Source organism: Undibacterium sp. RuTC16W, from assembly GCF_049339445.1.
Taxonomy (GTDB): Bacteria; Pseudomonadota; Gammaproteobacteria; order Burkholderiales; family Burkholderiaceae_D; genus Undibacterium.
The window spans coordinates 52039-67720 of the sequence record NZ_JBMPPE010000007.1 but is presented as its reverse complement, the minus strand read 5'-3'; the positions used below and the strand labels follow the sequence as shown (position 1 = coordinate 67720).

General features: G+C 52.0%; 15 protein-coding genes. 6 read left to right on the top strand and 9 right to left on the bottom strand.

Annotated elements, in window-relative coordinates:
- The first annotated feature begins 44 nt into the window (after positions 1 to 44).
- The 4 genes from ACO0K4_RS14270 (at position 45) to ACO0K4_RS14255 (ending at position 2666) form a co-directional block, all read left to right on the top strand.
- A complete protein-coding gene (locus ACO0K4_RS14270) occupies positions 45 to 443 on the top strand; it encodes a YcfL family protein (RefSeq protein ID WP_422957305.1) in 399 nt (132 codons plus the stop codon).
- Between the two features lie 62 nt (positions 444 to 505).
- On the top strand, positions 506 to 1132 hold the full coding sequence (gene lpoB, locus ACO0K4_RS14265) for a penicillin-binding protein activator LpoB (protein ID WP_422957304.1): 627 nt from the start codon (positions 506 to 508) through the stop codon (positions 1130 to 1132).
- A 77-nt stretch (positions 1133 to 1209) separates the two neighbouring features.
- Positions 1210 to 2034 (top strand): hypothetical protein, encoded by an 825-nt coding sequence (locus ACO0K4_RS14260; RefSeq protein ID WP_422957303.1) that lies wholly within the window; start codon positions 1210 to 1212, stop codon positions 2032 to 2034.
- Between the two features lie 146 nt (positions 2035 to 2180).
- Entirely contained in the window at positions 2181 to 2666 is a 486-nt protein-coding gene (locus ACO0K4_RS14255) for an acyl-CoA thioesterase (RefSeq protein WP_422957302.1), read from the top strand.
- Here the strand turns inward: ACO0K4_RS14255 and ACO0K4_RS14250 are convergent.
- Both ACO0K4_RS14250 and ACO0K4_RS14245 read right to left on the bottom strand, forming a co-directional pair.
- Positions 2659 to 3081 (bottom strand): GNAT family N-acetyltransferase, encoded by a 423-nt coding sequence (locus ACO0K4_RS14250; protein ID WP_422957301.1) that lies wholly within the window; start codon positions 3079 to 3081, stop codon positions 2659 to 2661. The genes ACO0K4_RS14255 and ACO0K4_RS14250 overlap by 8 nt on opposite strands.
- 189 nt (positions 3082 to 3270) lie before the next feature.
- Positions 3271 to 4158, bottom strand: a complete 888-nt coding sequence (locus ACO0K4_RS14245) for an intradiol ring-cleavage dioxygenase (RefSeq protein ID WP_422957300.1) — start codon at positions 4156 to 4158, stop codon at positions 3271 to 3273.
- Between the two features lie 234 nt (positions 4159 to 4392).
- On the opposite strand from ACO0K4_RS14245, the gene ACO0K4_RS14240 reads away from it, so the two are divergent.
- Together ACO0K4_RS14240 and ACO0K4_RS14235 are read left to right on the top strand one after the other, a co-directional pair.
- Complete coding sequence (locus ACO0K4_RS14240) at positions 4393 to 5082, top strand: response regulator (protein WP_422957299.1); 690 nt, start codon at positions 4393 to 4395, stop codon at positions 5080 to 5082.
- Positions 5083 to 5085: 3 nt separating this feature from the next.
- Positions 5086 to 6483, top strand: a complete 1398-nt coding sequence (locus tag ACO0K4_RS14235; RefSeq protein WP_422957298.1) for an ATP-binding protein — start codon at positions 5086 to 5088, stop codon at positions 6481 to 6483.
- 43 nt (positions 6484 to 6526) lie between these two features.
- Here ACO0K4_RS14235 and prmC read toward each other — a convergent pair whose 3' ends face one another.
- The 7 genes from prmC to ACO0K4_RS14200 all read right to left on the bottom strand — a co-directional run bounded on the left by prmC (position 6527) and on the right by ACO0K4_RS14200 (position 15635).
- Positions 6527 to 7372: a peptide chain release factor N(5)-glutamine methyltransferase gene (gene prmC / locus ACO0K4_RS14230; protein ID WP_422957297.1), complete on the bottom strand. Its 846-nt coding sequence runs from the start codon at positions 7370 to 7372 to the stop codon at positions 6527 to 6529.
- Positions 7372 to 7878 (bottom strand): disulfide bond formation protein B, encoded by a 507-nt coding sequence (locus ACO0K4_RS14225; RefSeq protein WP_422957296.1) that lies wholly within the window; start codon positions 7876 to 7878, stop codon positions 7372 to 7374. The genes prmC and ACO0K4_RS14225 overlap by 1 nt, the downstream gene beginning before the upstream one ends.
- A gap of 300 nt (positions 7879 to 8178) precedes the next feature.
- A complete protein-coding gene (prfA, locus tag ACO0K4_RS14220) occupies positions 8179 to 9258 on the bottom strand; it encodes a peptide chain release factor 1 (RefSeq protein WP_422957295.1) in 1080 nt (359 codons plus the stop codon).
- A gap of 108 nt (positions 9259 to 9366) precedes the next feature.
- On the bottom strand, positions 9367 to 10656 hold the full coding sequence (hemA, locus tag ACO0K4_RS14215) for a glutamyl-tRNA reductase (protein WP_422957294.1): 1290 nt from the start codon (positions 10654 to 10656) through the stop codon (positions 9367 to 9369).
- Positions 10657 to 10747: 91 nt separating this feature from the next.
- Positions 10748 to 13156 (bottom strand): CHASE2 domain-containing protein, encoded by a 2409-nt coding sequence (locus ACO0K4_RS14210; RefSeq protein WP_422957293.1) that lies wholly within the window; start codon positions 13154 to 13156, stop codon positions 10748 to 10750.
- 22 nt (positions 13157 to 13178) lie between these two features.
- Positions 13179 to 14876: a FecR domain-containing protein gene (locus ACO0K4_RS14205; protein WP_422957292.1), complete on the bottom strand. Its 1698-nt coding sequence runs from the start codon at positions 14874 to 14876 to the stop codon at positions 13179 to 13181.
- A 66-nt stretch (positions 14877 to 14942) separates the two neighbouring features.
- Positions 14943 to 15635 (bottom strand): response regulator transcription factor, encoded by a 693-nt coding sequence (locus ACO0K4_RS14200; RefSeq protein ID WP_422957291.1) that lies wholly within the window; start codon positions 15633 to 15635, stop codon positions 14943 to 14945.
- Positions 15636 to 15682 lie beyond the last annotated feature (47 nt).

Sequence of the window (15682 nt, the reverse complement as noted above, 5' to 3'; positions counted from 1 at the left end):
GCAACAAAATAAGCAGTAAACATAAAATTACTTAGGACATGTATATGACATCCTCAATCAAAAAAATTTTTATCATTACGGGACTCGCTCTGGCTGTGCAGAGCGCATTTGCTGGAGACCCGGTACCGGCGGCAATTTCTCCCGGCATTGCAGCCAAGCTGATGGTGCGTGGCGAACTGCAAGGCTTGCAGGTTGTTGATCTGCGTTCACAGCGCAAAAACGACGTGATGGTGGTGCAGGCAGAAGTGACTAATACGGATGTCAAAGACCTGCGTTTGTACTACCGCTTCCGCTGGACTGATGCAGCTGGCATGCAAGTAGGCGATGGTGAAGTGTGGAAGCCAATGACTTTTTTGGGCAAGCAAACACAATTTATTAAAAGCACTGCCTACGGTCCTCAGGCAACGGATTTTAAAATTGAAATGAGTTCTGAACCGCGCTGATTTCATCCTCGTCAGCCAGTCGTTTATTTGTATCGTAATCGTTTTATTTTTCAGGAATTATCATGACATCTATTTCCTCTATGTCCTCCCTTGCACGCGCTTGCTGCGCCATGGCAATCGTTGTATTGCCAATGACTGCGTGCCAGACAAAATTATCACAACCCACAGTCAGTTTTTCTCGCCAGGTCAACTACGGTGATAACAAAGCAGTAGAAACCGTGACCAACGAATTCGGCTCCACAGATTTGCAAATGATCGCTGAAAAAATGGTTGGCTCTTTGCTGGAAGATCCTGCACTAGCAAATCGTCCAACCATGACGCTGGCCGGTGTGCGTAACAAGACAAGTGAATACATCGATACCAAATCGATCATGAACACGATTCAGACGGCTTTAGTGAAAAGTAAGAAAGTAAAATTCACCCGTAGCGCCGATGAGATGCAGCAAGGCGTTGACGAGTTGCAACGCCAGAACCAAAGCGGCCTGTATAAAGCCCAGGGCAAAGCCAAAGTCGGCAACATGCAAGCAGCCAAATATTCACTGGAAGGCGAGATCGTTTCCATCGTTAAGCAAAACGCCAACACCAAAGATGTATTCTACAAAATGACCTTGAAACTGTATGACATCGAAGACGGTTCCATCGAATGGCAAGACGAAAAAGAAATTCGTAAAACGTCCAAGCGTCAATAATCTCGACCGTCACGTCACACATCGCTATGTCGTGTTATTTAGTTAGACCGGCATAGCTAAGTTGAAAAAGGATCACTATGTTGAATGCAAAAAAAATTCTGGCAACCTTGTTCTGCGCTGCCTCCGGCTTGTCTGCCTATGCTGCCGACATGCCAAAAATCGCGGTCACTGATCTGACTTATGAAGAAAAAGTCAGTGAATATTTTCGCGTTGTTTCTGCCAGTAGTAAGAGCAGCGTGAACGCCCGCTCCAGCGAGCGCGAGACGGATCACAGCTATTCTGCACGTGGCAGCTATAACGCCAAGAGCGAAAGTAATTACTACGAAGCCGAAGGGTTTTATACCTATATCGACCGCGGCGAACTGAAGACCTATACCGCCGATCTTAAAGGCGCACTGATCAAAGGCGGTGCGGTTCATTTGATCCAGGCTCGTCCGTATGTGGGTAAGCCAATGGAAAAAATCTTCGACATCATTGGCCGGATTAAACAAGGCATGTATCCAGGCGCCGACTATGTCCTGTTCGGCACAGTCAGCAACATCCAGTTCCGCCAAGAAAGCAACCAGCTTCAGTACGGCAATTCGATCACTGCCAGCTTGTCGCTCGATCTGGTCGCTGATTTCAGTCTGATTAATACCAAAACTTACGAAGTCAAAGCAGCTTTCAGTGCCAGCGGTTCCGGTGTCGATACCAAAATCCTGAGCCGCGCCGGCGACCGCGTTGCCTTCAATCGTGGCAAAGTCATGCAAGAAACCTCACGCAGTCTGGCCGACGCAGCCTACGGCGAACTGATGGTGCAATTCGGTATACCACGTGGTGCCAATCGTCCCGCGAACAGTAATGGGATCGGACAACCAGCCGTCCCTGCGCAAGCACCTGAGCCAGTGACGATATATAAATAAATATAAATAAATATAAATATAAATGACTTTGCGTTGATTGAAATTAAATCCGCCAATGCAAAAAGCCAGTGCTTGCACTGGCTTTTTTTATTCCAACTAATTTGAGCTAAACTTCTTCATTCCCGTCAACTCACATTAACGCAAACATGCATTCAGAAAGCACCGATATGCCGTGGGATTATCCGCAAGCTTTTACGATGAAGCGCACACCAGCCGTGAACGACATCGACGGTCTCAATCACACGAACAACGCAGTGTATGTGCAATGGTGTGAAGCAATTGGCTGGGCGCATTCTGAACAGCTTGGTCTGAGACTCTCAGATTATCAGCGCCTAAATAGAGCGATGGCGATACGGCGGGCTGAGTATGATTATATTTTGCCCACGCTGCTGGATGAGGCCTTAACGCTGGCAACCTGGCTGACCGCAAGCGACGGCAAGTTGACGATGGAGCGGCGGTTTCAGTTGATACGGGATAGTGATCAGGCGGTGATTTTGCGCGGTCGCTGGGATCTTGTCTGTATTGAAGTCAGTAGCGGTAAGGCAAGACGGATGCCTGCAGAATTTTGTGATGCATATTTATCGGCGGTGATAGATTCCACATCATCTGCCGCGCCTGAGCCGGTCAACTAGTTTTTTGATACATACCTGGCCGGTTAATTTCCATCAGTGTTTCTGGTTTTGCGGGCGCTTTAAATCCGAATTTTTCATATAAGCCCCGCGCATCACTGCTGGCGAGCATAAAGCGGCGCAGCCCTTGCAGGTCCGGATGCGCCATGATCACGCGGACCAGTTGCTTGCTATGACCCTGCCCACGGTAACCTGGCAAGACAAATACATCCATCAAATAGGCGTAAGTTGCATAGTCGCTGATCACCCGGGCGAAGGCGATTTGCTGACTGCCGAGATAGCCGCCGAAACAGAGCGAGTGAGTCAGCGAACGTTCTACGATTGCCCGAGGGATGTCTTTGGCCCATGCCGTATGTTGCGACAAAAAGTCGTGGATCAGCGGGATGTCTAGGAGAGATTGATCGGTAGAGATATGCATCCATTTATTTTAACGGAATGTTCTGCCTTATCTGCACCATCTTTTGATCGCATGCAGCAATTCTTTGCGCAGCTGATCGAAAAAATAAACCGACGTGGTTTCAAGCACGTCGGTTTATTTTTTTGCTCTATATTGCACTACCTGTTAGGACTCGTCCGCATTTTTATCTTACTAGCTACTGATACTGCCTTATACCGACACTCCGACCGTCAGTGTAACGACATAACCGAGTGCTGCGCTACCGGTGACGCTGACCATTTGCAGGCTGGTTCCATCGCTGAATACATTGTCGGTTGCGTAAGATATCTTGGCGAGATTGGTCACGCTGGCGCTGTAACCTGTCGATTGGTAGGCTTCATTCAGTGTCGCCATCGGGAAAGTAAATTGTGAGGTATTAATCTTGTTCGATGCACTGTTTGCTTTGGCCAGGCTTGGGTAGATTTCAAAATGCACATGCGGAATACGACCATCGTAGCAACCCGGGAAAATCGTGGTGAAGGTGACGTTGCCGCTGCTGTCGGTTTCTTGTACGCCGCGCAGGTAGTTCTCGCCAGTGACGCCGGCTGAGTACATCGAGTACAAGCCATCGCGGTTGCAGTGCCACAGATACACGGCATATCCGGAAAGTACCGCACAGCTTGACTTGGTGTTGACGACCTGAAGCTTGATGGTCAGTGGCACACCCGCTGCCACACCGCTGGCGCCTGCGATGCTGGCGCGAATATCGCTGCGTACGATGCCAGACAGCAGCAGCGCGTTGGCAATACCATTGGTACTGCTATTGGAGCCATCACCCGGATAAGGTCCGGCAGTTTCTTCCGGAATGACTGCGCAGCTTGTGCTAGTCCCTGTCCCGGTGCCGGTAGATGTGCCCGTGCTGGTGCCGCTTGTAGTGCCGCTAGTGGTCGATGTGGATGTCGTTGTACTGCTAGCGGTGGTACTGCCGCCACCGCATGCCATCACTGATAAGGCTGTTGCGCCTCCTGCCGAGAGCCAGCGTAATAGCTGGCGGCGATTGGGGGAGGTGTTGAGCAAGGTCGTTAGGTCATGCGCCAAGCCGTGGTCGTGTGAGTCCATGTAATCTCCTCTGGGTAAGGTATTGTGGGAACGCTTGCATTGTCTGCCGGAGAGTTGTAAAACGAGGTTAAGACGGCGTAAAGCCCGGTAAAAATCTGCAACATGCGCCCGCTCCGGTGAATCCGGTACGACTGTAAATCTGGGTAAATCAGGCTTTTTCCGGGTGTTTGTACACGTTGTTAGGAGAGAAATTCGGTATGATGGGCCTGTTACAAATCTACTTTAGCCAATGCAATGACCAAGGTACTGCTCGCCGATGATGATGTCGAACTGGTTGATATGCTCAGGGAATACCTTGAGCGTGAAGACTACGTCGTGACTGTGGTCCATGATGGCGCGCAGGCGGTGAGTGAGGCCTTAACCGGTCATCATGCGATTGCGGTGCTGGACATCATGATGCCGTATATGAACGGGATTGAGGCGTTGCGCCGCATCCGCGCTCAGAGCCGTATGCCGGTCCTGATGCTGACCGCCAAAGGTGATGATGTTGACCGTATCATTGGGCTGGAACTGGGGGCCGATGATTATGTTCCCAAGCCATGCACGCCCCGTGAGTTACTGGCCCGTATCCGGGCGATTTTGCGCCGGACCCAGAGTACGCCCGGCAGTGACGTACAAGTCCTGCCGCTGGTGATTGGTGCCTTGAGCATCTGGCAAAGTCAGCGTCGCGCCGAATGGAGCGGACAGCCTCTGGAACTCACGAGTACCGAATTTACACTGCTGGAAATACTCGCCCGAAATGCGGGCCGCACCGTCAGCAAAAATGATTTATCCGAACAAGGCCTGGGGCGTCCCCTGACGCGCTTTGACCGCAATATCGACGTGCATCTGAGTAGCATTCGCCAAAAATTGGGTCCTTTAACCGATGGCCGTGCCGTCATTCAGACCGTGTATCGGCAAGGCTATATGCTGACCAGGGAGTAAGCGGTGGGTCGCCTGTTCTGGAAATTTTTCTTCTTCATCTGGCTGGCGCAATTAACAGCAATCGCCGGCATCGGCAGTACGCTATCACTTAAGCATCAGCGCGAGCAGGAGGCGCATGTGGCAGCCGATTTACTGTATGCAAAAGAGCATCCGGCGATAGCGTTACCGCCTGATGTTTTGTCCGATATCGCACCGCCAGAAACTGCACCTGCGGGCAAACCACAAACCCGGTCAGACCGGCCGGATTTATTGCCCCGTCATATTGATCCTCCAGACGGTAATAACCGCCCTGACATGGCTCATCCCGGGTCACCTGAACGGCCTGATTATCCGGGATTTCGGCGAGATGACAGAGCGGGAGGCGATCATGGCATGCCGCCGCCTTCACCGCGCTGGCCGCGCGAGTTTGATGTCTTTATTCCGATGGCGGCAGCCTTGCTGGCAAGTCTCTTGTTTGCTGCTTTACTCGCCTGGTATATGTCGAAACCGATACGTCATCTGCGTACGGCATTTATTTCTTTGGCGGAAGGTAATTTGCAGACCAGAGTTGGTGCCAGTATGGGCAGGCGGCAGGATGAGCTGGCAGATCTGGGGCGCGAATTTGACTGCATGGCAGAACAACTCGCCCATCTGATGGAAAGTCAGCGCCGCCTCTTGCATGATGTCTCGCATGAGTTGCGTTCACCGCTGGCAAGATTGCAGGCGGCGATCGGTCTGGCGCGGCAACAGCCCGAGCGGGTTGATGCGTCGATGGACAGGATAGAACGCGAAGGTGTGCGCATGGACAAGCTGGTCGGTGAACTGCTGACCTTGTCGCGTATTGAAGCCGGTGTCATGGCGAGTATGGACAATATTCAGGTGGATGAATTGCTTGCCGAGATTGTCGATAATGCAGGCTTCGAGGCGGAATCGCAGAGCAAGGAACTGGTGTTTTCCGGCGGTGTGATGGGGCAGGATGTATTGCTGCGTGGTCGTTACGAATTGTTGTACCGGGCTTTAGAAAATGTCGTGCGTAATGCCATCAAATACACCAGAGATAGCGGCATCGTCCATCTGGAAGCACAACTGGAAGCAGCATCCCCCTCTGTGATGCAATCAAGTGCAGCGGGTTCTAAGCAACTCAGAGTACGGATAATTGATGAAGGCAAAGGCGTACCAGAGTCTGAGCTGCAAACCATCTTTGAGCCATTTTTTCGTGGCGCGAATGCCAGTGTAAACAGCGCTGCCGGAGCGGGGCGGAATGCGGATGGTTACGGCCTGGGGCTGGCGATTGCGCAGCGCGTGATCTTTGCACATGGCGGCAGCATCATCGCGAGTAATCTGGCGCAGGCCAGTGGCGCGCCTGGTGGTTTGTGTGTCGAAATTATCTTGCCGGTTCTGGCAAAATCGACTGCCTTATGAAGGTGAAATGCATCGGTAAGAGGACGCATTTCTACCGGTATATTTACATTGGGTGTTCTGGCAATCTTCCGCCGCTAACGCGCTCAATTCCACCCAGATCAATCCAGCTTTGCACCTCAATAAATCTGTGTTGCGTTAGTAACTCGCGTACTGCCGCTGCCTGATCGTAGCCGTGTTCCATTAATAGCCAGCCTTGCGCGCTTAGCCGTTGCGCCGCACCTTGAATGATGATGCGATAGCCGGTTAAGCCATCGGCCTGATCGGTGAGTGCGATGATGGGTTCGAAGCGCAAATCTCCCTGTTGCAGATGATGATCATCTTTGACGATGTAGGGCGGGTTGCTGACGATGGTATCGAATTGCTCGTCGCCTAATGCCGAGAACCAGTCGCTTGGGAGCAGGCGCATTTTGCTGCCCGGGACATTACGGTCGGCATTGTGCTGTGCTACGGCGACCGCTGCGGTACTGATGTCCGTCGCAGTGACCGTCAAATCAGGTCGCTGGTGCGCAATCGCAATGGCAATCGCACCGGAGCCTGTCCCCATATCCAGCAGGCGACTCTGTTGCGGTGCGCGCTCAACGGCCAGTTCGACTAATAATTCGGTTTCATGACGTGGTATCAGCACATCGCTGGTGACATGGAAAGGCAAGCCAAAAAATTCACGTTCACCAATCAGATACGCGATAGGTTCTCCGTCGTAGCGACGTGCCAGGAGTTGATCGAGCCTGGTTGCCTGTGCCGCGTCGAGGCGCTCTTCCGATTGCGTGATCAGCTGGATGCGGGTCAGTCCCAGCGCATGCATCATCAGGATACGTGTATCAACCACATCGAGAGGACTGACTGTCTGGCAGGCACCGATGCTGATACCTTCATGGATCCAGTGTGCCATTAACGGTGACGACCAAATAAACCGCGTTGTGCATTGTCCTTTTGCAACAGGGCAAACAACAGCGCGATAGTGAAGACGCCAAACCATACCGCTGCCCAGCCAGGAATCGACAGGCCGATAATCGGCGGGTAGGGTGTCTCACACAAGCCGTCGGCTTTAAACATGACAGGCAGCCATTGCGCTGTAAAGATCTTGTTCAAGACAGTTTCATAAGGATCGATGCCACAGGTCAGTTCAGGATTGGCGAGTACCCACAGATGCTTGCCTGCGATCCCCAGACCACTGAGCGAGGACAGTAAGGCAAGTCCGCTGCTGATGCGACGGGCTTGACCCTGTAAAGCAAGCGCGATCAGGCAGAATATCGCAATGAAAATAAACGCATAACGCTGCATGACACACAGCGGGCAGGGCGGCATGTTTTTAACAAGTTGCAAATACAGGGCAAAGCCGAGCAGGGCGATGCAAATCGTAGCGACAGAGATCAGAATGGTTTTTGTACGGGTCATGGCGAACTGAGGAAATAATTGAACTTGCCGTAGGATACCCTAAGCAGCAATTGGTTCTGTGACTAAACGTAGTATTTGTCCGCATATAGCAAAATAGCAGCTTCACTGACTCGCCCGCGGATGCCGTCGATCCTGTCGCATGAAGCGCTGGCTGGCAAAGCGCTGCGAGGGATCACGATCAGACTGATTGCTGATTTGATGGATATACTGGGTAGAGTACGTGATATCGGTCTTTTAACCAGCTTATTTAACGTGCGGAATATAGAGATAAATACACATACTCCCCCTATTTATTTAATTTTAATCGTCACCTAATGCTGCCAGTAACTCGGCCTGATGCTCCGCAACCAGGGCGTTCGTCAATTCTGTCAGCTCGCCATCCATGATGAAGTCGAGTTTGTATAGAGTCAGATTAATGCGGTGATCCGTCATGCGACCTTGCGGGTAGTTGTAGGTACGGATACGTTCGCTGCGGTCACCGGAGCCTATCAGGCTCTTGCGGGTCGCCGCTTCTTTTGCCTGCTTTTCGCGCATCTGACCATCCATGATGCGGGTCGCCAAGACGCGCATTGCCTGTGCTTTATTCTGATGCTGACTGCGGCCATCCTGACATTCGACCACGATACCGGTCGGTAAATGCGTGAGACGTACGGCAGAATCCGTTTTATTAATATGCTGACCACCGGCACCCGATGCACGGAAGGTATCGATGCGCAGATCGGCGTTGTTGATGACCACGTCCGCGAGTTCATCCGCCTCTGGCATCACGGCCACCGTGCAGGCCGAGGTATGGATACGGCCTTGCGTTTCGGTAGCGGGAACGCGCTGGACGCGATGACCACCAGATTCGAATTTTAATTTGGAATAAGCGCCGAAACCGGCGATGCGTACGATGACTTCTTTATACCCGCCAAGCTCTGACGGCGATTCGGACATCATTTCGATTTGCCAGCGATTCCGCTCTGCGAAGCGGGTGTACATGCGTAGCAGATCGCCTGCGAACAGCGCCGCTTCGTCACCGCCGGTACCGGCGCGGACTTCGAGCAAGATATTGCGTTCATCGTTCGGATCTTTCGGCAGCAGCATTTTTTGCAGATCGACCTGTAGTTCTTCCATGCGCTGTCTGGCAGCATTAATTTCTTCCTGCGCGAAATCTTTCATATCAGGATCGGCCATCATCTCCTGCGCAGAGTCGATATCGGCTTGCGCCTGCTGATAATTTTGATACAACTCAACCAGCGGTTCGAGTTCGGCATGTTCGCGCGTCAGCTTACGATAATTGTCCATGTCATTGGTGACGCCCTCCTGATTCAGGAGTTGGCCGACTTCGACCAGGCGTTCTGCCAATTGATCGAGTTTTGAAAGCATCGATGGTTTCATTGTCTTACCTAATTTTTAATCAATACGGGAAATATCGGAGGATGCACGAGCAGATCGTCACATCGGAAAGAGTGCCGGGCGCGATGGTCTGGCGGCTGTCAGGCGTCGCTAACGCTTCGTGCGGAACAACTGTGGCAGCAAGGTCGCCAGACGAGCACGCTCGTCGCCACTGGCCTGATGCAGTGCCTGTTGCGGGCCATGCAAAAATTTAGCAGTCAGACCTTTGGAGAGCGCTTCGAGTACCGCTTCCACATCATCGCCACGCGCCAGCATTTTGCGCGCACGTTCGAGTTCCAGCAGGCGCATTGCCTCACTGTTCTCATGCAGGTCCTGAATCACTGGCACGACGATGCGGCCATCGACCCAGTGCATGAATGACTGTACGCGGGTTTCGATAATCGCTTCAGCCTGAGCGACAGCAGCCTGACGGTTTTCTATGCCGGTCTGCACGACATTGCCAAGATCATCGACGGTGTAGAGAAATACGTCATCAAGTGCGCCGACTTCTGTTTCGATATCGCGTGGTACTGCCAGATCGACCATGAAGATAGGGCGGTGGCGGCGTGCTTTGACAGCGCGCTCGACCATACCCAGTCCGATGATCGGCAAAGTGGATGCAGTGCAGGAAATGATGATATCGAATTGCGATAAACACTGAGGCAATTCAGCCAGGCGAATCGCTTTGCCGTTGAAGCGATGGGCAAGTGCTTCGCCACGTTCGAGTGTGCGGTTGGCTATCGTGATGCTTTTAGGATTTTGTGCAGCGAAATGCGTCGCACATAATTCGATCATTTCACCTGCGCCGATAAACAGCACATGCTGCTCAGAAATCGTATCGAAAATACGTTGCGATAAGCGCACCGCGGCGGCGGCCATCGAGACGCTATGCGCACCGATTTCGGTGGTGCTGCGCACTTCTTTAGCGACAGCAAAGGTGCGTTGAAATAATTGATGCAGATAAGTACCCAGTCCGCCTGCAGCATCAGCCTGACGCACGGCATCTTTCATCTGACCTAAAATTTGTGGCTCACCGAGAACCATTGAATCCAGACCGGACGCAACGCGAAACGCGTGACGCACAGCATTGTCCTGCGGCAGTGTGTACAGATGATGGCGTAATTCTGAATAAGGCAGCTTGTGGAAGTCCGCGAGAAAATGGGCGGTGGCATCAACAGGATTATCGACGTGGCTGGCCGCATACATTTCAGTGCGGTTGCAGGTCGATAAAATAGCCGCTTCTACATTTGCATGAAAAGTATCATGCTGGCTTGCCTCACGACCAAACCAGGAGCGCGCAGCAACCACTGCCTGACCTATCTGGTCAGGAGAGAACGCGACTTTTTCACGGAGTGAAAGTGGCGCAGTCGTATGGTTGAGGCCGACGGCTAGAAGTTGCATGGCGTGACGCAGCGTAAGATCGAGGTGGAAGTCTGCATTATAGCGCGTCAGAGCAAAGATTTTCTGACCCAGACGAGTGCATTGTGCAAGATCAAACGCTAAATGCTGGCAATTTGATATGAAAAGTTGTGCCTTCGTTGGGTGCACTGACAAAACTGATCTGACCATGATGATGATCGATAACGGCTTTTACAAACACCATCCCCAAGCCAACGCCATCGTTTTTGGGTTGCTCACCATGTTTGAAACGCTGAAAGCGCTGAAACAGTTTTGGCTGATCTACTCTGGCGATACCATAACCCTGATCTTTGATGGTGCAGATGACGCTTGCTTCGACTAATCCCGCTTCATATTCCAGACTACAGGTAATGGTGGTATCGGCGGGGCTATATTTAATCCCGTTCGATAAAAGATTGGTCAATGCCCGTGTCATCAGAGCACGGTCGACACGAACCGGATAATCCCCTTCGGGGATCTGTGTGACGATCTTGATGTGCTTGCTTTTGGCGAGTGTCCACATCTCTTCGCTGGCATCGAGTAAGACATCCTGAAAATCCATATCTTCGAGATGATAATTCTGTGATTCGGCTCGTGCGAGCTGGACAAAATTATCCGCCAGCCCGAGCGTGATGCGTGAGGCTTTTTCTATGCGGTTGAGAAATTCGTCATGTGGCAGCGCCGTTGCCGGATCCTGTTGCAGTTCTAGTAAGGCGAGGATAGATGCTTGCGGTGCCCGCATATCATGCGAAATAAAATGTAAGGTCTCATCGCGGCTGCGTTCGGCAGCGCGAATCGCCGTGATGTTAATCAGACTGACAATCCAGCCAACGAGTTCTTTTTTGCCCGAGTAGCAAGGCGCGCTCTTGATCAGCAAATCTCGTCCGCGCGGATCGACTACTTCTATTCCGCTGACCATCATGGTAGTTTTTTGCAAATCGAGTAAATTCCACCAGCTAAAAGTTTCTCCAGGGAGTTGCTCTTGCAGTTGCGGCGGATTCATCTTGGCGAACAGATAAGGAACCAGCGCATCGTTGACTTGCGGCACGCCGATGCTGGCGAAATAGGTCTTGGCGATCTGGTTCGATAGCAGCACATTGCCGTCGGTAGTCGTGACCAGAGTTGCATCCGGCAGGCTGCTGAGACTGTCGCTGACAAACTGGCGCAAATCCCTTACCCGTCGCGCTGCAACTTGCATGGCGTCGATGCGTTGTTCCAGCCGGTCTTGTACGGGACGCTTTTCTTCCTCGTCTGTGGTTTTTAATTCCGGTAGCAGATGAGGTTCGTTATCGAGCAAAATGAATTCTTCACCCAGGTAGCGTATTGCTGCCTCAAGGCGGCGCCAGCTCCATAGCGGGTAAGCAATGATCAAAGCGACTAAGGCCGCAGCCGGAGGTAACCAGAGACCGCCTCGCATGACTAGATAGCTAGTTGCGAGAATGCCGATAAATAAAAAGAAGGTCGTCAATAAGGCGAGTCGCGGCGATAAAAACAAATAGGCCAGCATCGCAAGTAGTACCGGGCACAGGCAATATAAACTAGCTTCCAGATTCGATGCCATTCGCACAGAACGGCTGTCGAGCAAGCTTGCCAGAATATTGGCATGGATCTCGATCCCGGCAATCATGCCTTCGTTGGCCGATACCGGCGTGGGGAAGGAGTCCGCCATCCCGACCGCCGTCGGCCCGATCAGGACATATTTATTCTTAAAAAAATCTGCCGGTACTTCGCCACGTAAAACCGCGACATAAGGCACCGACTTGAAGTGACCGCTGCTACCATAAAAAGGAATATGCATCTGGTAATCACGCTGCCAGAGACCGTTGTCTGCCTTAGTCGAGTCGGCGCGAAGGGCTGCGGACAGACGTGCGCCGGGGAGATTGATTTCAGTGCCGGGAGCAATTTTTTGGGCGACGTCCTTCATTGCCAGAGCCATGTGCGGCCACATGTCGCCGTTCATGCCTTCTCTTAGAAATACACTGCGGGCGACGCCGTCTTTATCCAGTTCCAGGTGAATGTGGGAGAGTTGCCGCGCAGCGCTGGCGAGCGCCGGAATGGGTTTGCCGACACTCAGACCTTTGCCAGCGTTTTCAGAAAACACCGGTAGTACGGTGAGATTGTTGGCGCTGAGTGCCGCAGCGAGTTGCTGGTCTCCGCCTGATGACGCATCAAGACCCGATTGTTCGGCTTCGGAGAAAAAAACGTCTAGCCCTATCGCCAGAGGTTTGGCCGCAGAGAGTTGTTGTAGCAGCTCAGCATGTCGTGCTCTTGGCCATGGCCACTTGCCGAGTTCTGTCAGGCTGTAATCATCAATGCCGATAATGATGATGTCGTCTCTTGCCGGAACTGAATTTGCCTGCATGAAGCGGTCGTACAGGCTCAGGTCAATCCGGTTCAGCGTCGCCATCCACGCCAGACCTGCCGTCAGTAACAACATCAGGCAACTGATCATCAGCCATTCACGTAAGGCGATACGTTCTACCTTGATGTGTTCAGTATTCATCGGATGGTTGACGTGCTAATCCTTAAAATCCTGGCTTGACGATGCCGCTGCCAGATTGAATCGGTTCTCCGCTACTGGTGGTCCAGCGGGTAAAAATGTTCAACTTTTGCGTGGCCGTGAAGCCGCCGACATAGCCATCGGCATCGGTAGCACGCACGCGAATGAAATACAGTCCCGAATCAGGACGGGGAATACGTAACTCTGCCTGATCCAGTTCTTTGGACAGATAGACATTGTTGAATGCGGCATCAAGGGCAATCTGAATCAGGAACTTCTGGCCTGGTTCGGATGGCCAATTGAATGACAATTGATTGCTGCCATCATCGGCTGGCGCATTCATAGTCTGTGGCGGCATCAGGGTAAATGCCTGTACATCGCTGTAAGGGCCCTGATCGGCTTTGCCATTGACTTGAGCAATCGTCGCGACACGCCAGTAATATTTGCCATTAGCGATCTTGTCTGCGCTGAACTGTACTTCTTTGATATCGGTTTGATCAAGAATGATTTGTTTGAATGAGGCGTCGCTGCTGACTTGCAAATGGTAGGCCTTGGCATCGGCAGATTCGGTCCAGACAAAATCAACTTTTTCTGCGCGTAACTTGGCTTTCGGTTGCACATTGAATGGAGGTTCCGGACGTGCTTTTAATGTGAATGCCTGTGTCAGCGGTAAGCCTTCCAGGCCGAGCGTATCGATCGCACTAGCGCGCACGAAGTAGTTGCCATCAGGCAGACCGTCAAATTTAAAACGATTCTCTGTTGAGCGTGCTTCCATCACAATGTTTTGTGCTTGTGCATCGTTGGCTATTTGCAGGTGATAACTCGCCGCTTCTTTTGTCTTATCCAGAGTAAAGACGATCGTCGGGCGATCCTGTAACTGATAGCCGCTGACTAGACTTGGTGGTGGTAATAAATCAACGGGTTTGCCGACGCCTTCCTGACTGACTACATTGCCTTTACCAGCTGGCAGTACCAGCGTATTTGGTTTTTTTGCATTGCCGACGGCGACGCCACCTGATAAGACTTCGTTGGCAATGCCATTGTCATTGACGCCAACCCGGAAATGCGTACCGCGTACACCCGCCACTGCGAGAGGTGATCTGACCTCGAAACGACCTTTATTCGACTCCAGCGGCGTGACGGTGGATTCGACCCGTCCTTGCAATAACGCGATCTCAGTACGCGGGCTTTGCGTATATTTGGTCATACGCAATTTGCTCAGTGTGACCTGGCTATTCGATGGGATAGAGATACGTGAATCGTCCGGCAGCACGAGCGTCAGGAAGCCATTTTTACCGGTAGTGATTTGTGTGCCTTCTTTGTACACATTACCAATTGAAACCTGGCTTTCCGTGCCGTTTGATGTCTTTGCTACGGAGCTGCCTGCGAGTGCCAAGACTTTGGCTTCGCTGGGGTCTTCCGGCAGCAACTCAAATGGAATCAAAATCAATGACCCTACCGGAATAGTGCGGTCATTCGAGATATGATTAACTTTGCCGAGTATCGACCAGTTTTGTGTTTTTTCTGTAAAACGTTTGGCGATGGAAGATAGTGTGTCACCCTCGGACGCGAAATAAGTCATGTTGGGCGGGGTACTGAGAACGGAGCCTGGTTCGCCTTTGCTCGCGCCAGATCTGGCAGCATTAGCGGGGGCGACCACAAAACTGATCATCAGGGATAACAGCAAGGTGCGCGTTAGCGACAGGCGTGAATTGGTCAGCATGAAAACTCCGGAAGGGACAGCTGCCAGACTCGCACGACTACGCCGCTAGGTGAGTCTGGCAGGATATTACTCGGCTGTTACCTGTTCGAGGCGATAGCCATAACTATAGACTGGCGCGAGCCGGTAGCCATTTTCAGGGCGTAATTCCAGCTTGCTGCGGACGCGGGAAATATGCGTATCCATTGTGCGCGAAGGGATGTCAATGTCGCGTGACCAGACTGCTTCGAGAATATAAGCTCGTGATAAAGGGCGTCCGAGATTACGGAACAGCAGCAACGCGAGATCGAATTCTTTTTGTGTCATTTCGACGGGGACATCATTGATGCTGACGCGGCCCGCACGGGTTTCGAACTTGTAGATGCCGAATTGCAGATGCTCGGAGACCGTTTGCGATGGGTAGGCACGGCGCAAGAGCGCCTGCACGCGCGCTACCAGTTCGCTGCGTCGTACCGGTTTGATCATGTAGTCATCCGCACCAGCGGCCAGACCTGCGACGATGTCGTCTTCGCCAGAACGGCTGGTCATGAACAGTACAGGCAGGTTAGGGGACAGTTTTTCTCTGACCCAGTGCAGAATCTCTGTGCCGCTTAAATCCGGTACTTGCCAGTCAAGGATTAGCATATCGTAACTATCGCGACGCAAATTATGCAACATCTCCTTGCCGCTGAGGAATGGGTGGCAAGTATGACCAGCCGCATTCAAGATGGTACATACCAGCTCAAGCAGATTATTGTCATCGTCCAGTACAGCAATTCTCATAAGTGCACGCAGATTGGGGTTGAACAATCGTAGAGTAGTAAAGATAC